Genomic DNA, 17,504 nt, shown 5'->3' on the forward strand with positions numbered 1-17,504 from the left:
CTCATTTTAATTGAATGGAGTTAAATAGCTTCATGAAAATTATGAATATGAACGTGATAATTTATCATAACCTTCTATTTTACAACGATAAATAATTACATCATCGAATTAAAAATAAGATATTCACTCCATAAAAAATACCCAGAAAAATATAACATCCGTTTTGACAGCAGCGTTATTACCGGATTTATCTTCTTCTCTGACATGGAGTGAAACAATGTTCGGCATCATTATCTCTGTCATCGTTTTATTAACGATGGGTTACCTGATCCTCAAAAACTACAAACCGCAGGTCGTGTTGGCCGCCGCCGGGATCTTCCTGATGATCTGCGGAGTCTGGCTGGGCTACGGCGCGTTGGTCGCTGACGACAAAAGCAGTGGCTATCTACTGGTCGATATTTACAATGAAATTTTGCGTATGCTCTCCAACCGCGCGGCCGGACTGGGGTTATCAATCATGGCGGTGGGCGGTTATGCCCGTTATATGGACAGAATGGGGGCCAGCAGAGCGATGGTTAGCCTGTTAAGCCGCCCGCTCAAGCTAATCCGCTCCCCCTATGTAGTGCTTGCCGCCACCTATGTGATTGGTCAGATCATGGCGCAGTTCATTACCAGCGCATCCGGGTTAGGTATGTTGCTGATGGTGACGCTGTTCCCAACGCTGGTTAGTCTTGGCGTAAGCCGTTTATCCGCTGTTGCGGTCATTGCCACTTCGATGTCGATTGAGTGGGGCATTCTGGAAACCAACTCTATTTTTGCCGCGCAGGTCGCGGGCATGAAAATCGCCACCTATTTCTTTCAATACCAGTTGCCCGTCGCGTCGTGTGTCATTGTCGCCGTCGCCATTGCGCATTTTTTCGTTCAGCGTCAATTTGATAAAAAAGCCGCACCGGAAAGTAACGGATTTGCGGAACAAAAGACGCTGGAAAACGTACCCCCGCTCTATTACGCCATTTTGCCGGTGATGCCGCTGATCCTGATGCTGGGCTCGCTTGCCCTTGCACAAATGGGGCTAATGAAAGCAGAGTTGAATCTGGTGGTGGTAATGTTGATGAGCATGACGCTGACTATGTTTGTTGAATTCCTGCATAAACATAATTTGCGCGAAACGATGGATGATGTGCAGGCTTTTTTTGACGGCATGGGGACACAGTTTGCCAACGTTGTCACCCTGGTGGTCGCCGGTGAAATCTTTGCGAAAGGGTTGACGACTATCGGGACAGTCGATGCCGTAATAAAAGGCGCAGAGCATTCCGGTCTTGGCGGTATCGGCGTGATGATCATCATGGCGGTGGTCATCGCCGCCTGCGCGATCGTCATGGGGTCAGGCAACGCTCCGTTTATGTCTTTTGCCAGCCTCATTCCGGATATTGCCGCCGGGCTGCATATTCCTGCCGTAGTAATGATTATGCCGATGCATTTTGCCACTACGCTTGCCCGCGCGGTGTCACCCATAACCGCTGTAATTGTCGTGACATCGGGTATTGCCGGCGTATCGCCCTTTGAAGTGGTAAAACGTACAGCAATCCCGATGGCAGTAGGATTTGTGGTGAATATGGTAGCCACCATCGCGCTGTTTTATTGATACCAAAGCCAGAAAACAGAACAGGCCCCAAAGGGCCTGTTTTTCATTTCACTACTTATTTCACTACGCGCAGCGCTGGACGCCCACCGCGAGGCGGTGGCGGAGTATCATCCGGATCGTTGTCGTCGCCATTATCAGGTTTATCGCCATCAATGACCGACATGACCGTTTCACTCTCAAAACCAGACGTGTCGTTGTCGTCATCATTTAAGCTGGCAACATCTTCGTCGTAGGCGGCCTCCGGTTCAAACATCGTACCGGCGCCATTTTCACGTGCATAAATTGCCAGAACGGCAGCCAACGGCACAGACACCTGACGCGGCACACCACCGAAGCGCGCGTTAAAGCGCACTTCATCGTTAGCCAGTTCCAGGTTGCCCACCGCACGCGGTGCAATATTCAGAACAATTTGCCCGTCACGCGCATATTCCATTGGAACCTGCACGTCCTGGAGCGTCACATCCACCACCAGATGCGGCGTGAGCTGGTTGTCCAGCAGCCACTCATAGAACGCGCGCAGCAGATACGGACGGCGTGGTGTTAGCTGTGGCAAATCCATACAGGTTAACCCCGGCCCAGACGCATTTCACGTTCAGGCTCAGTCAGAGAAGCCAGGAAAGAGTCACGTTCGAAGACGCGAGTCATGTACCCTTTCAGTTCTTTCGAACCTGCACCGTTGAATTCAATCCCCAGCTGCGGTAAACGCCACAGCAGCGGCGCCAGGTAGCAGTCTACCAGGCTGAACTCATCGCTCAGGAAGTAAGGTTTCTGGCCAAATACTGGCGCGATTGCCAGCAGTTCTTCGCGCAGACGCTTACGCGCGACTTCGGCTTCAGATGCAGAACCGTTCACGATGACGTTCATCAGCGTGTACCAGTCTTTTTCAATACGCTGCATGTACAGGCGGCTTTCACCACGCGCAACCGGGTAAACCGGCATCAGCGGCGGATGCGGGAAGCGCTCATCCAGGTATTCCATAATGATGCGAGATTCCCACAGGGTCAGCTCACGATCCACCAGTGTCGGTACGCTCTGATTCGGGTTGAGGTCGATCAGATCCTGAGGTGGATTGTCCTTCTCCACATGCTCAATCTCGAAACTAACACCTTTCTCAGCCAGCACAATGCGGACCTGATGGCTATAGATGTCAGTAGGACCAGAAAACAGCGTCATTACCGAACGTTTGTTGGCAGCGACAGCCATGAAAACCTCCAGGTATATTCAGAATTTTTACTGCTACCAGCCACTCAGTGGCCAGCCAGAAGTGATGTCACCCAAACTCGGGAAAGTCATTACTGCTCAAAATGCAAACAAAAAATGAACGATACCGGACATTTGGGCAGAAAATTGGATGATAGTTTACCAGATTTTGTGACCTTTGTGGTGAGTCGATTCTTGAAATGGGGAAAAAGAGGTGGCAATCAGCGGATTACCGTGGATCTGAGGCGAGAAATAACGATAAAAAAACCCGCCGAAGCGGGTTTTTTCGCAAATTGTCGTCTGCCGAAGCAGAGTACAATTAACGTTTGGAGAACTGAGGACGACGACGTGCTTTACGCAGACCGACTTTCTTACGTTCAACCTGACGAGCATCACGGGTAACGAAGCCAGCTTTACGCAGTTCGCCACGCAGGGATTCGTCGTACTCCATCAGAGCGCGGGTGATACCGTGACGGATCGCACCAGCCTGACCAGAGATACCACCACCTTTAACAGTGATGTACAGATCCAGTTTCTCAACCATGTCGACCAGTTCCAGCGGCTGACGAACTACCATGCGGGCAGTTTCACGACCGAAGTACTGTTCCAGAGAACGTTGGTTGATTACGATTTTACCACTGCCCGGTTTGATGAAAACGCGAGCTGCGGAACTTTTGCGGCGACCAGTGCCGTAGTATTGATTTTCAGCCATTGCCTATAATCCCGATTAGATGTCAAGAACTTGCGGTTGCTGTGCCGCGTGGTTGTGCTCGTTGCCAGCGTAAACTTTCAGTTTACGGAACATAGCACGACCCAGCGGGCCTTTTGGCAGCATGCCTTTAACCGCGATTTCAAGCACACGCTCAGGACGGCGAGCAATCATCTCTTCAAAGGTCGCTTGTTTGATACCACCGATGTGGCCGGTGTGGTGATAGTACACTTTGTCAGTACGCTTGTTGCCGGTTACAGCAACTTTGTCAGCGTTCAGAACGATGATGTAATCACCGGTATCTACGTGCGGAGTGTATTCCGCTTTGTGCTTACCGCGCAGGCGCAGAGCCAGTTCGGAAGCCAGACGGCCCAGAGTTTTACCGGTCGCGTCAACAACATACCAGTCGCGTTTTACGGTTTCTGGTTTAGCTGTAAAAGTTTTCATTAAAAGCTTACCCAAATAAATAAGTTACACGTTGGTGAACACCCAAACGTTTTGTCAGTTGAGGTTCACACGACATTGTCCAGCAAACCTACCCCTTCGAATAGCCTATGCCGGCGCATAGAAAGTTTTGGGAAAAAAACTCTCTCGTAACGTGGGGTCGCAAGATTATAGAGAAGTCAGGGTCAAAGATCGACCCCTTTATGTGATTTGCGGCAGGTTTAACCGGCTAAATGTTCCCGCTTCAGATACTCTTCGCTTTGCATCTCCTGCAAACGCGACAAACAACGCTGAAATTCAAACTTCAGACGCTCGCCCTGATAAATTTCATAGAGGGGTGATGCCGCACTGACCACCAGCTTGACGTGGCGTTCGTAGAACTCATCCACCAATGCGATAAAGCGTCGCGCTTCACTCTCCATCAGCGGGGTCATGACCGGCACATCAGACAACAGCACCGTGTGAAACAGACGCGACAGCGCAATGTAGTCATGCTGACTCCGGGCATCGACGCAGAGCGTGGTAAACGACACCGCCAGCGTTTGGTTTTCGACGGCCAGCGTCTGCATCGGACGATGATTGATCTCCAGCGTTGGCGCATGTTCACCTTTGGTTCCCGCTAATGCCAGCCAAAGCTTATCCATCTGCTGGCGGGTTTCCTCATTCAATGGCGACAACCACAAATGCGCCTGCGTTAAGGTGCGCAGACGATAATCGACGCCGGCATCGACATTCATGATGTCGCAATGCTGTTTGATCGCATCAATGGCAGGAAGAAAACGCGTGCGTTGCAAACCGTTACGATATAGCTCATCTGGCGGAATATTAGAGGTCGCCACCAGCGTAATACCGCGGGCAAACAGCGCTTTCATCAGGCCGCCGAGCAGCATGGCGTCGGTGATATCAGAAACAAAAAATTCGTCGAAGCACAGCACGTCGGTTTCGGCCTTAAAGCGGTCGGCGATGATTTCCAGCGGATCGCTCTGCCCCTGTAAGGCAGTAAGCTCTTCATGCACGCGCAGCATAAAACGGTGAAAGTGCAAACGCTGTTTACGTTCGCCCGGCAGGCTTTGGTAGAACAGATCCATCAGCCAGGTTTTTCCGCGCCCAACTCCGCCCCACATATATAAACCACGCACCGGCGCGTTGATCGGTGACTCACGCTTGCCCAGCAACTTACCAAAACGCGCCATCAGTCCACTCTCCTGCGGCGCAGGACGTGCTGGCGTCGTAAGCGCCTGGAAAATGGTTTCCAGTCGATTCACGGCTTCGAGTTGTACGTTGTCGGGTTGATGACTGCCGTCGTTGAGGGCTTGCTGGTAACGCGATGTAGGGGAAAAGCTTTGCATGATGTTATTGTTATTCCTTGAGAATCGATGTGCCGTCGCTCACGGTTGACGAAAAAAAGGCCGTTCTACATTACGTGATATAAACACGGGATTCCACTTCTACGGGATTAGCGGTTATAGTGGCATAATCAGGCGCAGGCATGGAGCCTAAAGCCAACACCCTACGGAAACACAAGACAACGGGAGATGTTCATGACCTGGGAATATGCGCTAATTGGGTTAGTCGTCGGTATCATTATTGGTGCTGTAGCCATGCGTTTTGGTAATCGTAAATTACGCCAACAGCAGGCATTGCAGTACGAACTGGAAAAAAATAAAGCTGAGCTGGAAGAGTACCGCGAAGAGCTGGTGAGCCACTTTGCCCGCAGCGCTGAATTGCTGGATAACATGGCGGACGATTATCGTCAGATTTACCAGCACATGGCGAAAAGCTCCAGCAACCTGCTGCCGGGTATGTCGCCGGAAAACAACCCGTTCCGTAACCGTCTGGCAGAGTCTGAAGCAGGCAACGATCAGGCGCCGGTTCAGATGCCACGCGACTATTCTGAAGGGGCATCCGGCCTGCTGCGTAGCGGCGCAAAGCGCGACTAACCGCACATCGTTAAGAAATTTATTGGGCGCAGCAATTGCGCCCTCCGCTTCTCTTCCTGTCCCAGCTATTATTTAGTCGTTAGCCGCATTGTGACCAAACCGAAAATTCAATAACATCAACCTGTTTTGAATCATCTTCCGTTTACTCAAGGTACGAGAGCAGGATCCATGAAAAAACAAACCCAGCTGTTGAGTGCATTAGCGTTAAGTGTCGGGTTAACTCTCTCGGCGCCATTCCCGGCCGCAGCGTCTATCCCCGGCCAGGTTCCCGGTCAGGCTGCGCTTCCCAGCCTCGCTCCGATGCTGGAGAAAGTGTTACCTGCCGTGGTGAGCGTAAGGGTTGAAGGCACCGCCACTCAGGGGCAGAAAGTCCCGGAAGAGTTCAAAAAGTTTTTTGGTGACGAACTTCCCGATCAACCGTCACAACCCTTTGAAGGGCTGGGCTCAGGGGTCATCATTGACGCAGCCAAAGGCTACGTTCTGACCAATAACCACGTTATTAATCAGGCGCAAAAAATCAGCGTTCAGCTTAATGATGGCCGTGAGTTCGACGCTAAGCTTATCGGCAGCGACGATCAGAGCGATATCGCACTGCTACAAATTCAGCACCCCAGCAACCTGACGCAAATTGCCATTGCTGACTCCGACAAACTCCGCGTGGGTGATTTCGCGGTGGCTGTGGGTAACCCGTTCGGTTTGGGTCAAACAGCCACCTCCGGCATTGTATCTGCCTTGGGTCGCAGTGGGTTGAACCTGGAAGGTCTGGAAAACTTTATTCAGACTGACGCCTCTATCAACCGCGGTAACTCCGGCGGCGCATTGCTCAACCTGAACGGTGAGCTGATCGGTATTAACACTGCGATTCTGGCCCCCGGCGGCGGCAGCATCGGGATTGGTTTTGCAATCCCGAGCAACATGGCGCGCACGCTGGCACAGCAGCTGATGCAGTTTGGTGAAATCAAACGCGGTCTGTTGGGTATCAAAGGCACCGAAATGACCTCGGATATCGCCAAAGCGTTCAAACTGGACGTACAGCGTGGCGCGTTTGTCAGTGAGGTTCTGCCTAACTCCGGCTCCGCAAAAGCGGGAGTGAAATCTGGTGACGTCATTACCAGCCTCAACGGTAAACCGCTCAACAGCTTCGCCGAACTGCGTTCACGCATTGCGACAACTGAACCTGGGACCAAGGTCAAACTGGGCCTGCTGCGTAACGGTAAACCGCTCGAGGTTGAAGTCACCCTCGATACCAGCACATCATCGTCCGCCAGCGCAGAGATGATTGCGCCTGCGTTGCAAGGGGCCACGCTCAGCGATGGTCAGTTAAAAGACGGCACCAAAGGCATCAGAATTGATAACGTAGAAAAAAGCAGCCCTGCAGCACAGGCCGGTCTGCATAAAGATGACGTTATCATTGGCGTTAACCGCGATCGCGTAAACTCAATCGCCGAAATGCGAAAAGTGCTGGAAGCGAAACCGTCGATCATTGCTCTGCAGGTGGTGCGCGGTAACGAGAGTATTTACCTGCTCCTGCGATAACGCATGCAACCGGACATCAGCCCCTCGTGTGATGTCCGGTAAACTCGTGATATGCTGCTGCCGTTCCCTTTATTAATGACGCCGCCATCATGTTTGTGAAGCTTTTACGTTCGGTCGCGATTGGTTTAATCGTCGGCGCCATCCTGCTGGCCGCGATGCCCTCTCTGCGAAAAATTAATACGCTTACCGCACCGCAGTTCGACAGTGCAGATGAAACGCCCGCTAGCTATAACCCGGCGGTTCGCCGCGCAGCGCCTGCCGTCGTGAACGTTTATAACCGCAGTATGAACAGTACCGCGCACAACCAGCTTGAGATCCGCACGCTCGGCTCAGGCGTTATCATGGATCAGCGCGGCTATATCATTACCAATAAGCACGTCATTAACGATGCCGACCAAATCATCGTCGCATTGCAGGACGGCCGCGTATTTGAAGCGCTGCTTGTAGGGTCTGATACGTTAACCGACCTTGCGGTGCTGAAAATCAACGCCACTGGCGGGCTGCCAACAATCCCAATTAATAACAAACGCGTGCCGCACATTGGTGACGTGGTACTCGCCATCGGTAACCCGTACAACCTTGGGCAAACCATCACTCAGGGGATTATCAGCGCCACCGGTCGAATTGGCCTGAACCCGACAGGACGGCAAAACTTCCTGCAAACAGATGCTTCCATCAACCACGGAAACTCCGGCGGTGCGCTGGTCAACTCACTGGGTGAATTGATGGGGATTAACACGCTGTCATTTGATAAGAGCAACGATGGCGAAACCCCGGAAGGGATCGGCTTTGCCATTCCGTTTCAGTTGGCGACCAAAATCATGGATAAGCTGATTCGTGACGGGCGCGTGATTCGTGGCTACATCGGTATCAGCGGTCGCGAAATTGCACCACTGCACGCTCAGGGCGGCGGGATGGATCAAATTCAGGGGATTGTGGTTAACGAAGTTTCCCCGGATGGTCCGGCAGCGCAGGCGGGCATTCAGGTTAACGATCTGATTATCTCGGTCAATAACAAACCGGCGGTGTCTGCGCTGGAAACGATGGACCAGGTGGCAGAGATTCGACCAGGTTCAGTTATCTCCGTTGTCGTGATGCGTGATGACAAACAGTTGACGCTGCAGGTAACGATCCAGGAATACCCAGCCACCAATTAACGTCACGTCTGGCGGCCTACTGACCATAAAAAAACCGGAGCATGTTGGCTCCGGTTTTTATTAGGCGATATCGTAGAGAGTTAGTACGTAATGCCTGATGGCGCTACGCTTATCAGGCCTACAAATACACGCAGGCCTCTCTTCGCGTTACTTAACGAACTCTTCGCCCAGAGTAATATCTTTTTTCAGCGTATCCAGCATGCCTTCCAGCGAGCTTTGTTCAAACGCGCTCAGCTTGCCGATAGACTGACGCTCTTCTACGCCGTTTTTGCCCAGCAGCAGCGGCTGAGAGAAGAAGCGAGCATACTGGCCGTCACCTTCAACGTAAGCACATTCAACCACACCTTTTTCGCCGCTCAATGCGCGAACCAGGGACAGGCCGAAACGTGCAGCAGCCTGACCCATAGACAGGGTTGCAGAACCGCCACCGGCTTTGGCTTCCACAACTTCAGTACCCGCATTCTGGATACGTTTAGTCAGGTCAGCTGCTTCTTGTTCGGTGAAGCTTACGCCAGGAATTTGTGACAGCAGTGGCAGGATGGTCACGCCAGAATGGCCGCCAATAACCGGAACTTCAACGTCGCCTGGTTGTTTGCCTTTCAGTTCCGCAACAAAGGTGTTGGAGCGGATGATGTCCAGCGTGGTCACGCCAAACAGTTTGTTCTTATCGTATACGCCTGCTTTTTTCAGCACTTCTGCAGCGATAGCAACGGTAGTATTCACCGGGTTGGTGATGATACCGATACACGCTTTCGGGCAGGTTTTAGCAACTTGCTGCACCAGGTTCTTCACGATACCGGCGTTGACGTTGAACAGGTCGGAACGATCCATACCCGGTTTACGTGCGACACCCGCAGAGATCAGTACCACATCAGCACCTTCCAGTGCAGGGGTAGCATCTTCGCCGCTGAAGCCTTTGATTTTCACAGCAGTAGGGATATGGCTCAAATCAACGGCCACACCAGGTGTTACTGGAGCGATGTCGTACAGGGAGAGTTCTGAACCTGAAGGCAGTTGGGTTTTTAACAGTAATGCTAGCGCCTGACCGATACCACCAGCAGCGCCGAGGACTGCAACTTTCATCCTAAACTCCTTATTATATTGATAAGCAAAATGTCTATTGCTCCGCGGCGGCGACCTTAATTCACAAATCCAATGAATACAACAACCACGCGTCAAGAATGCGTAGTCACGCAAATTTGGCTTTTATGCATTTAACTTACGTAAAATAAAACCTAAGTTACGTAATTCAAAACCACCCACACAGTAGAGCAACTTTCCAACAGGTGCTGACAATATACCCTACCCGCCTCTCAAAACAACATCAATTTGATAACATTTAATTTACTTTTAACCTTATTTGCGAGCCGTGACACAGGCATGTTTCTTGATAACGAAATTTGATAAAATTCCGCTCTTTCATAACATTATTTCAGCCTTGAACAAGGCAGACTGTTTGCATAAAAATTCATCTGTATGCACAATAATGTTGTTTCTACCGCCATATTACGGGTGACTTATGCGAAGCTCGGCAAAACAAGAAGAATTAGTAAAGGCGTTTAAAGCGCTACTTAAAGAAGAAAAGTTCAGCTCTCAAGGCGAAATCGTCCTCGCGTTGCAGGATCAGGGCTTTGATAATATCAATCAGTCCAAGGTTTCACGCATGCTGACCAAATTTGGCGCCGTGCGTACCCGCAATGCGAAAATGGAAATGGTGTACTGCCTTCCGGCGGAACTGGGCGTACCCACGACCTCCAGTCCGCTGAAAAATCTGGTGTTGGATATCGACTATAACGATGCGGTCGTGGTTATTCATACCAGCCCTGGCGCTGCTCAGTTGATTGCACGTCTGCTGGACTCATTGGGGAAAGCGGAAGGTATCCTGGGTACGATTGCCGGTGACGATACCATCTTCACCACCCCAGCTAAGGGTTTTACGGTAAAAGATCTGTACGAAGCCATTCTGGAACTGTTCGAACAAGAACTGTAATACCACCTCCCCGTCGCCTCGCGGCGGGGGAAAACACTCTCTTTTCATCCCCCTCCTTCTCTTTTCCACTGCTATTGATTTAACAAATGGTGCGTTTAACCATCAAAATACATTCACATGGTGAATGTGCAGCCTTAAAAACGCACATTTTGCAAAATCAAGTATCTACATGATTTAATTGAATTTATTTTGTACAGGCTGTTTGAAATGCTCTTTTTAATTCCATTGAGTTATAAAAAATCATTTTCTTAACACTAAAAACCCAATGAAACAATTAGCGTGGTATTAATTTATCGGGTGATTAGTGTATACTTGATTTTGTGATGAGGGTCACGAAACACAGACCCCAATAAAAGAATTCGACGAGGTAAATATCATGAAAATCAAAACTACTATTGCAACCTTAAGCCTTCTTTCTGTTCTCTCCTTCGGTGCAAGCGCCGCGGTTACTCAGGTGAACTCACAAGAAGCACAGAATCTGCAATCCATCGGTAGCGTCTCCGTCTCTCAGATCGGTAGTTCACCAATGGACATGCGTCAGGCCATCGCCGCTAAAGCTGAAAAAGCAGGCGCCAGCAGCTATCGCGTCACCGAACTCCGTGAAGGTGCTCACTGGCACGCTACTGCAGAACTCTACAAATAAACCCTCGTCGTCTAAGTCCGACGACTTGCCCCCGCCTGCCGGGGGCTTTTTTATGTCTTACATTGAGTGACGAACGTTAAAACGCAACTGCCCTTCCAGCTCTTCTTCCGCTTCATCGAACAGTAAAATCAACGCGCCGTATCGCCTGCGCAGCTTGTCCGGTAAATGGACAAATTCAATCTCCAACGGCAGCGGCAAGACCTCCCCGGTCACCACCTCCCACAGAGAATCCAAATCAACAACCTTTTCCCGGGCCAGACCGAATGTGCGCGTGAACTCGCGATAGAAATCGCCCTGATCTTCTATCTCGTCAAAATCAAATGTATAGATGTTCATCTATAGCCACCATCCCGACACCAGCTACTCTACAGACCGCCAATATCCAGGGGTCTCTCGCATTTTCAGCTAAGTATAGCCATAAAAAAACCGACGCTTTTAGCGTCGGTTTACAACTCTTAATTACTGACCAGCGCATGCTGGTATTTGTGCAGCATCCCACTGAGTCGTTTTACCGGCTCGGTCACCTGCGGCGGTGCTTGCCAGATAATTAATTTCTCCTGGTAGACCTCGAGCTCCTCCAGTAACTGGCTAAAGTAGCGTCGGCGCTTGTCGTCATTTCCTGCTGAAATTACGTGATCGGCAGTACGCCGAAGCTGACGATGGAATGCGGATAGATCCTCGTTTACCGGTACCGGTGCATCACGCAGGCGCTGGTGCGCGATGATCATCGTCAGCGCCAGGCGAAACTTCGCCAGATCACCGGGAAACTTGTTCATCAGCAAAAACAGCTGCTGATAAAGTGCCGGAAGATGGTTTTCTTTACGACGGACTACATTGGTGGTCATTGCTGAAACCGCCGCCGACACGAACTGGTTGAGCAATACACGACCCGTTCGGTCGCGAGAGTTATCACGCACCAGCAGAATGACGATAAACGCCAACACGCAGCCAACAATCTGCCCCAGCGCACTGTCAAGGAACTGACTAAAGTGGAAGGTCATCGGGTTATCCAGCACAATGATATTAATGGTGCTGGCCAGCGCCCCCATCGATCCCAGGCGTCGTTTCTGTACCTCAATCCCCAGAAAGAATCCCAGCACCGCCAGGCTCAGGCACAGTAACAGCATGCTTTGTTGCGTATTAGGGATAATCACCAGGAAATAGAGCGCTCCGAGCGGTAACGCTGCCAACGTCCCATAGATAAAGTCTATCGCCACCATGCGAGGATTTGGCAAACGCATTGCCAGCGAGGTGACGACCGCAATCATCACCATTGCACCGCTGCCGGAGGTCCATCCGGTCCATAGCCAGAATAAGGTCCCCAGCACACAAGAAAGCGTGGTACGCCAGAAGTTAACCATCGCATGATGACGCTCGGCAGACTCCACTTTCACCACCGGCTCACCTTGCAGGATCTCTTCTTCCGTAGCGCTAATCTTGGTATTACTCACCACACCACGTTTGAGCAGCAGGTAGCGCGTCGCCGCACCTGCCCAGCTATAAATCGTTACCGGTGTTTCACGTTCGCCAGTCCAGACAATAACCCGACGCATCCGCTTCAGCTGTTTGTGGACATCCTGCGCCGTTTCAACCGACGTATCGAACAACTCGCGGAAAGTATCAGTGATCAGTTCCGGTCGGGTGTTCTGAATAAGATAGGTTTCACAGGACTGCGTGATGAGCGTGAGTGACAGCGTGTTCAATGCTTTAAGCCTGCGGTTAGCACGCCCCCAGCGTGAAGACTCCATATTCAGGTTACTGCGCATACCTTCCAGCGCTGCCGTACGACGAACTAAATCGCCCCAGGCTTTATCCACAACCTCGCTGTCGCCGTGCTTAATGCACAACTGCATCAGTTGATATTGCGCCACCAGCAGGCTGTCCAGCTCAACATCAATCTCTTGTTTTATCGAACGGGGAGAGAAAAGTAGATCGGCCACAATGGCACAGACAATCCCCATCACAATTTCACTGCAACGTTCGAGCGCAAATTGCGGCGTCAGCAGCGGTTCGGCCTGAATGGTAATGACGATGATCAGCGCCGTATAGCCCGAAAGCCCCCAGGCATAGGAGTTTTCGATCTTCACCAGTGACGAGATCCAGGTACAAAAACCGGCCCAGATACAGCACACCAGGATCATCAATAACGGAGCGCGGATCATACTGATGATAATGATCAGTCCGGCAATACAACCGATAAATGTCCCGACAATACGCAGCATGCCGCGATAGCGAATAGCCCCTGAATAGGGTTCCCCACCGGCAGCAAAGGCCGGGCCTGCCGCCACAATGGCTGCAGTCAGCACCGCCCAACGCGGAGTCTCAAGTTGGAAGTGAAAACCAACGAACAGCGCCAGTACAATCGCGCACGCCAGTTTTACCGCAAAGCGGATATGCTGGTTTGCAATGGAGAAAATACCCATCGCAATTAACCAAATTCGCGCAGGCGGTGCGCCATTTTACGGAAGAAGGACTCCTGGCTGGCATCACGGTCCTGTTTACCAGTAATGACAACGGTAGCCGTTGTCCCGGCAGGCCACAGAGTTCCTTGCTGCTCATCAAGACGGATTCGCACCGGTACACGCTGCGCCAGGCGCACCCATTCCAGATTTGAATCAATGGTCGCCATACCTTTTGCATCCTGCGTACTGCTGGCATTTGTTACACCCGCCGCCACGCTATCAACGGTGCCTTTTAAGACATTATTACTGCCCAACGGGGTGATCTCAGCGCGATAACCAGGGCGAACGCCTTCCAGTTTGGTTTCTTCCATATAAGCCAGCACATAGAAAGAATGCTGTTTGACCAGTGCCACCGCTGTGGAACCACGCGTAATAAATTCGCCGCTATAAACGTTCAGGTTAGTGACCCAACCGTCTGCTGGTGCGCGAATGACGGTACGTTCCAGATCTAATTTTGCCAGGTCGCGGGTCGCTTGTGCTTTCGCAAGCTGGTGTAATACGGTTTGCAGGACGTTGTTTGACTGGTCAATCTCTTCACGAGACATGGCCTGCACGCCCAGGCGGTTACGACGACCAGCCTCCTGGCGTTTTTCCTGGGCCAGAACCTGATAATAAGAAACATCAGCTTCGGCCTGCTCAAGGGCTTTCTTATAGCGTGGCTGATCGATGGTGAACAGAATCTGATCCTTTTTCACCAGTTGGTTATCATGGACGTTAACGTTGGAAATAAGACCCGCAACATCCGGCGCAATAGCGACGACATCTGCGCTGAAACGCGCATCACGTGTCCATGGCGACTCGGTGTAATACACCCATGCGCGAAAAATAGCGATGAAGGCCAGAATGACCAGTACGAGAGTCGTGGCCGTACGGGAGAGTTTTTTTGTTAGTGTTTTCACTTCAACCTCAAACGAACAGGCGCGTTATTAAATAGAACAGGCAGCAATACAGCGCGGTGTTAAACAGAGCCGGATGCCAGACAAAATCATAGATGCCGGTTGGAACCAGCATCCGGCGCACCAGCCAGAAAATCGCCAGTGACAAAAGTAATTCGAAAAAAATCGGTGGGAAGGACAAACCAAACACCACGATAACGGGAAACAGACTCATGTTGACCTTGGTAACTTAAGAGAGTGCAGGTGATAGATTTTCTAGCGTATGTCACCGCAGAGAAGGGCAAGGATGAGCCAGGCGAGAGCGACATAGCTGTTATTTGAATAATAATATATTAACGTAACTGTTATGCTGTTATCTATATTATGTGATCTAAATCACTTTTAAGCCAGAGTGAACAATGGAACGATTAAAACGTATGTCGGTGTTCGCCAAAGTCGTCGAACTGGGCTCCTTCACCGCCGCCGCAAGACAGCTACAAATGAGCGTTTCATCGATAAGCCAGACGGTCTCCAAACTGGAAGATGAGCTACAGGTTAAGCTGCTGAACCGCAGTACACGCAGCATTGGGCTGACCGAAGCCGGTAAAATTTACTACCAGGGCTGCCGGAGAATGCTGCACGAAGCGCAGGATGTTCACGAGCAGCTTTATGCCTTTAACAACACGCCCATCGGCACGCTGCGAATTGGTTGTTCTTCAACCATGGCACAAAATGTCCTCGCCGGATTGACCGCGACCATGCTGAAGGAATACCCCGGTCTGACGGTAAATCTGGTAACAGGCATCCCGGCCCCGGATTTAATCGCCGATGGTCTGGACGTGGTTATCCGCGTCGGTGCGTTGCAGGACTCCAGTCTGTTCTCGCGTCGCCTGGGTGCCATGCCGATGGTAGTCTGCGCGGCTAAAAGCTATCTCGCACAGTTTGGTGCCCCGGAGAAACCCGCCGATCTCAGCAACCACTCGTGGCTGGAATACAGCGTGCGCCCGGATAATGAATTCGAGCTTATCGCTCCGGAAGGAATTTCCACCCGCCTGATCCCAGAGGGGCGTTTTGTGACTAACGATCCGATGACATTGGTGCGCTGGCTGGCTGCGGGTGCGGGCATTGCCTATGTGCCGCTAATGTGGGTGATCAATGAGATCAATCGTGGCGAAGTGGAGATCCTGCTCCCCCGCTACCAGTCGGATCCGCGTCCGGTCTATGCGCTGTATACCGAAAAAGACAAACTGCCGCTCAAGGTCCAGGTGGTGATTAACTATCTGACGGAGTATTTTGTCGATGTAGCGCAGCTTTTTCAGGGGATGTACGGCCGGGGAAAAGAGAAATAAAAAGAGTATTGGCCGGATAAGGCGTTGACGCCGCGTCCGGAAAGATGCCCGATAGCGCTGGTGCTTATCGGGCATACATCATGATGTTATGCAGTACCACCCACCGTCAGGTTATCCACCTTCAGTGTCGGCTGGCCCACGCCCACCGGCAGGCTCTGCCCTTCTTTACCGCACACACCAACCCCGTTATCCAGCTTCAGGTCGTTACCTACCATTGAAATCTGCTGCATCGCTTCGATACCAGACCCAATCAGCGTCGCGCCTTTCACCGGTTTGGTTACTTTACCGTTTTCAATCAGATACGCTTCAGACGTCGAGAACACAAATTTCCCGGAGGTGATATCCACCTGGCCGCCGCCGAAGTTAGGTGCATAAATACCGTATTCAACGGATTCGATGATTTCCTGCGGCGTGGATTTCCCCGGCAGCATGTAGGTGTTGGTCATACGTGGCATCGGCAGGTGCGCGTAAGATTCACGGCGACCGTTACCCGTTGGCGCGACGCCCATCAGGCGCGCGTTCAGTTTGTCCTGCATGTAGCCTTTCAGAATACCGTTTTCGATCAGCACGTTGTACTGACCCGGTGTGCCTTCATCATCAATAGCCACAGAGCCACGACGGTCCGCCATTGTGCCATCATCCACAACGGTACACAGTTCCGACGCCACCAGCTCACCCATGTGACCGCTGAATACCGAGGTACCACGGCGGTTAAAGTCACCTTCCAGACCATGACCGACCGCTTCATGCAGCAGAACGCCAGGCCAGCCAGCGCCGAGTACTACCGGCAGCGTACCAGCAGGTGCTGCTACCGCGGACAGATTAACTAACGCCATGCGTACGGCTTCTTTCGCCCACGCGTCAGCACGGACTTCACCATCAAGGTCGCCAAGGAAATAGTCATAGCCAAAACGACCGCCACCACCGCTGGCACCGCGCTCGCGCTTACCGTCCTCTTCGACCTGTACGCTTACGGACAGGCGTACGAGCGGACGAACATCAGCGGCCAACGTACCGTCGGTCGCTGCTACCAGGATCAGTTCATAAACACCGGTCAGGCTGGCGGTTACTTCCTGGACGCGTTTGTCGGCGGCACGGGCCACGCTATCAACGCGACGCAGAATATCCAGTTTCTCTTCGCGGCTCATGCTCTGTAACGGATCAACCGAAGTGTAAAGCGCCTGATGCTCAACCGCTCCCAGCGTTTTTACTTTGCCGTCACCGCTGTCACGCACGATAGTACGGGCAGCATGAGCACTTTGCTCCAACGCCAGCAGGCTAATCTGGTCTGCATAGGCAAACCCTGTTTTTTCGCCGCTGATGGCGCGCACGCCAACACCCTGATCGATATTGTAAGAACCGTCTTTAATGATGCGGTCTTCTAAAACCCAGGATTCGTGATAGCTCGACTGAAAATAGAGATCGCCGTAGTCAAGACGGCGTTCGGCCAGTTGGCCCAGAATGGCAAACAGATCCTGATGTTTCAGGCCATTCGCCGCTAGCAATTGTTCACTTACCAGGTTCAGACTCATCGTTTTGGTACTCATTAGTTTCTGTTGTAGGCCTGATAAAACGCGCCAGCGTCGCCATCAGGCACTTCAATGCCGGATGGCG

18 protein-coding genes are annotated in these 17,504 nt (G+C 51.6%); 7 read left to right on the forward strand and 11 right to left on the reverse strand.

Features of this window, described 5'->3' with window-relative positions; genetic code table 11:
* Positions 1-217 precede the first annotated feature (217 nt).
* Entirely contained in the window at positions 218-1,585 is a 1,368-nt protein-coding gene (dcuC, locus tag OGX97_RS02330; protein ID WP_003828798.1) for an anaerobic C4-dicarboxylate transporter DcuC, read from the forward strand.
* A 55-nt stretch (positions 1,586-1,640) separates the two neighbouring features.
* On the opposite strand, the gene sspB is transcribed toward dcuC, so the two are convergent.
* From sspB to zapE, 5 genes are all read right to left on the reverse strand, one after another.
* Entirely contained in the window at positions 1,641-2,144 is a 504-nt protein-coding gene (gene sspB / locus OGX97_RS02335) for a ClpXP protease specificity-enhancing factor (RefSeq protein WP_032945142.1), read from the reverse strand.
* Positions 2,145-2,149: 5 nt separating this feature from the next.
* A complete protein-coding gene (gene sspA, locus OGX97_RS02340; RefSeq protein ID WP_003025132.1) occupies positions 2,150-2,788 on the reverse strand; it encodes a stringent starvation protein SspA in 639 nt (212 codons plus the stop codon).
* 316 nt (positions 2,789-3,104) lie between these two features.
* Positions 3,105-3,497: a 30S ribosomal protein S9 gene (gene rpsI, locus OGX97_RS02345; RefSeq protein WP_003025138.1), complete on the reverse strand. Its 393-nt coding sequence runs from the start codon at positions 3,495-3,497 to the stop codon at positions 3,105-3,107.
* Between the two features lie 15 nt (positions 3,498-3,512).
* The gene (gene rplM, locus OGX97_RS02350) at positions 3,513-3,941 is read right to left on the reverse strand and encodes a 50S ribosomal protein L13 (protein WP_003025141.1); all 429 of its coding nucleotides are present in this window, start codon (positions 3,939-3,941) and stop codon (positions 3,513-3,515) included.
* 218 nt (positions 3,942-4,159) lie between these two features.
* On the reverse strand, positions 4,160-5,287 hold the full coding sequence (gene zapE, locus OGX97_RS02355; protein ID WP_235126438.1) for a cell division protein ZapE: 1,128 nt from the start codon (positions 5,285-5,287) through the stop codon (positions 4,160-4,162).
* Between the two features lie 192 nt (positions 5,288-5,479).
* Here zapE and zapG point away from each other — a divergent pair, with 192 nt between their 5' ends.
* The 3 genes from zapG (at position 5,480) to degS (ending at position 8,571) form a co-directional block, all read left to right on the forward strand.
* Positions 5,480-5,878 (forward strand): Z-ring associated protein ZapG, encoded by a 399-nt coding sequence (zapG, locus tag OGX97_RS02360; protein ID WP_003025147.1) that lies wholly within the window; start codon positions 5,480-5,482, stop codon positions 5,876-5,878.
* A gap of 168 nt (positions 5,879-6,046) precedes the next feature.
* Complete coding sequence (degQ, locus tag OGX97_RS02365; RefSeq protein ID WP_008785951.1) at positions 6,047-7,414, forward strand: serine endoprotease DegQ; 1,368 nt, start codon at positions 6,047-6,049, stop codon at positions 7,412-7,414.
* An 89-nt stretch (positions 7,415-7,503) separates the two neighbouring features.
* Positions 7,504-8,571, forward strand: a complete 1,068-nt coding sequence (gene degS, locus OGX97_RS02370; protein ID WP_008785952.1) for an outer membrane-stress sensor serine endopeptidase DegS — start codon at positions 7,504-7,506, stop codon at positions 8,569-8,571.
* Positions 8,572-8,718: 147 nt separating this feature from the next.
* Here the strand turns inward: degS and mdh are convergent, their stop codons facing one another.
* Positions 8,719-9,654 carry a malate dehydrogenase gene (mdh, locus tag OGX97_RS02375; RefSeq protein WP_008785953.1) on the reverse strand — a complete coding sequence of 312 codons (936 nt, stop codon included), beginning with the start codon at positions 9,652-9,654 and terminating at the stop codon, positions 8,719-8,721.
* Between the two features lie 436 nt (positions 9,655-10,090).
* On the opposite strand from mdh, the gene argR reads away from it, so the two are divergent.
* Positions 10,091-10,561, forward strand: a complete 471-nt coding sequence (gene argR / locus OGX97_RS02380) for a transcriptional regulator ArgR (RefSeq protein WP_003025162.1) — start codon at positions 10,091-10,093, stop codon at positions 10,559-10,561.
* Between the two features lie 376 nt (positions 10,562-10,937).
* Positions 10,938-11,204 carry a peroxide/acid stress response protein YhcN gene (gene yhcN / locus OGX97_RS02385; protein ID WP_003828812.1) on the forward strand — a complete coding sequence of 89 codons (267 nt, stop codon included), beginning with the start codon at positions 10,938-10,940 and terminating at the stop codon, positions 11,202-11,204.
* A gap of 57 nt (positions 11,205-11,261) precedes the next feature.
* On the opposite strand, the gene OGX97_RS02390 is transcribed toward yhcN, so the two are convergent.
* The 4 genes from OGX97_RS02390 to aaeX form a co-directional block, all read right to left on the reverse strand.
* Positions 11,262-11,540 carry a barstar family protein gene (locus OGX97_RS02390; RefSeq protein ID WP_071444710.1) on the reverse strand — a complete coding sequence of 93 codons (279 nt, stop codon included), beginning with the start codon at positions 11,538-11,540 and terminating at the stop codon, positions 11,262-11,264.
* 119 nt (positions 11,541-11,659) lie between these two features.
* Positions 11,660-13,627: a p-hydroxybenzoic acid efflux pump subunit AaeB gene (aaeB, locus tag OGX97_RS02395; RefSeq protein WP_048236868.1), complete on the reverse strand. Its 1,968-nt coding sequence runs from the start codon at positions 13,625-13,627 to the stop codon at positions 11,660-11,662.
* A gap of 5 nt (positions 13,628-13,632) precedes the next feature.
* Positions 13,633-14,565 (reverse strand): p-hydroxybenzoic acid efflux pump subunit AaeA, encoded by a 933-nt coding sequence (gene aaeA, locus OGX97_RS02400; RefSeq protein WP_057067981.1) that lies wholly within the window; start codon positions 14,563-14,565, stop codon positions 13,633-13,635.
* 7 nt (positions 14,566-14,572) lie between these two features.
* The gene (gene aaeX, locus OGX97_RS02405; protein ID WP_003828816.1) at positions 14,573-14,776 is read right to left on the reverse strand and encodes a p-hydroxybenzoic acid efflux pump operon protein AaeX; all 204 of its coding nucleotides are present in this window, start codon (positions 14,774-14,776) and stop codon (positions 14,573-14,575) included.
* 184 nt (positions 14,777-14,960) lie between these two features.
* Between aaeX and aaeR the strand changes: the two genes are divergently transcribed.
* Positions 14,961-15,890: an HTH-type transcriptional activator AaeR gene (aaeR, locus tag OGX97_RS02410; RefSeq protein WP_008785957.1), complete on the forward strand. Its 930-nt coding sequence runs from the start codon at positions 14,961-14,963 to the stop codon at positions 15,888-15,890.
* 86 nt (positions 15,891-15,976) lie between these two features.
* On the opposite strand, the gene tldD is transcribed toward aaeR, so the two are convergent.
* Positions 15,977-17,422: a metalloprotease TldD gene (gene tldD, locus OGX97_RS02415; RefSeq protein ID WP_003025183.1), complete on the reverse strand. Its 1,446-nt coding sequence runs from the start codon at positions 17,420-17,422 to the stop codon at positions 15,977-15,979.
* Positions 17,423-17,504: the final 82 nt, after the last annotated feature.

Source organism: Citrobacter sp. Cpo061 (assembly GCF_030332845.1).
GTDB classification, from domain to species: domain Bacteria; phylum Pseudomonadota; class Gammaproteobacteria; order Enterobacterales; family Enterobacteriaceae; genus Citrobacter; species Citrobacter portucalensis.

Excerpts from the sequence above, each read along its gene's own strand:
- degS (WP_008785952.1), top strand. The coding sequence starts at position 7,504 with ATGTTTGTGAAGCTTTTACGTTCGGTCGCGATTGGTTTAATCGTCGGC.
- OGX97_RS02390 (WP_071444710.1), bottom strand. The coding sequence starts at position 11,540 with ATGAACATCTATACATTTGATTTTGACGAGATAGAAGATCAGGGCGAT.
- degQ (WP_008785951.1), top strand. The coding sequence starts at position 6,047 with ATGAAAAAACAAACCCAGCTGTTGAGTGCATTAGCGTTAAGTGTCGGG.
- argR (WP_003025162.1), top strand. The coding sequence starts at position 10,091 with ATGCGAAGCTCGGCAAAACAAGAAGAATTAGTAAAGGCGTTTAAAGCG.
- zapE (WP_235126438.1), bottom strand. The coding sequence starts at position 5,287 with ATGCAAAGCTTTTCCCCTACATCGCGTTACCAGCAAGCCCTCAACGAC.
- tldD (WP_003025183.1), bottom strand. The coding sequence starts at position 17,422 with ATGAGTCTGAACCTGGTAAGTGAACAATTGCTAGCGGCGAATGGCCTG.
- zapG (WP_003025147.1), top strand. The coding sequence starts at position 5,480 with ATGACCTGGGAATATGCGCTAATTGGGTTAGTCGTCGGTATCATTATT.
- aaeB (WP_048236868.1), bottom strand. The coding sequence starts at position 13,627 with ATGGGTATTTTCTCCATTGCAAACCAGCATATCCGCTTTGCGGTAAAA.
- rplM (WP_003025141.1), bottom strand. The coding sequence starts at position 3,941 with ATGAAAACTTTTACAGCTAAACCAGAAACCGTAAAACGCGACTGGTAT.
- sspA (WP_003025132.1), bottom strand. The coding sequence starts at position 2,788 with ATGGCTGTCGCTGCCAACAAACGTTCGGTAATGACGCTGTTTTCTGGT.
- mdh (WP_008785953.1), bottom strand. The coding sequence starts at position 9,654 with ATGAAAGTTGCAGTCCTCGGCGCTGCTGGTGGTATCGGTCAGGCGCTA.
- yhcN (WP_003828812.1), top strand. The coding sequence starts at position 10,938 with ATGAAAATCAAAACTACTATTGCAACCTTAAGCCTTCTTTCTGTTCTC.
- aaeX (WP_003828816.1), bottom strand. The coding sequence starts at position 14,776 with ATGAGTCTGTTTCCCGTTATCGTGGTGTTTGGTTTGTCCTTCCCACCG.
- aaeR (WP_008785957.1), top strand. The coding sequence starts at position 14,961 with ATGGAACGATTAAAACGTATGTCGGTGTTCGCCAAAGTCGTCGAACTG.
- sspB (WP_032945142.1), bottom strand. The coding sequence starts at position 2,144 with ATGGATTTGCCACAGCTAACACCACGCCGTCCGTATCTGCTGCGCGCG.
- rpsI (WP_003025138.1), bottom strand. The coding sequence starts at position 3,497 with ATGGCTGAAAATCAATACTACGGCACTGGTCGCCGCAAAAGTTCCGCA.
- dcuC (WP_003828798.1), top strand. The coding sequence starts at position 218 with ATGTTCGGCATCATTATCTCTGTCATCGTTTTATTAACGATGGGTTAC.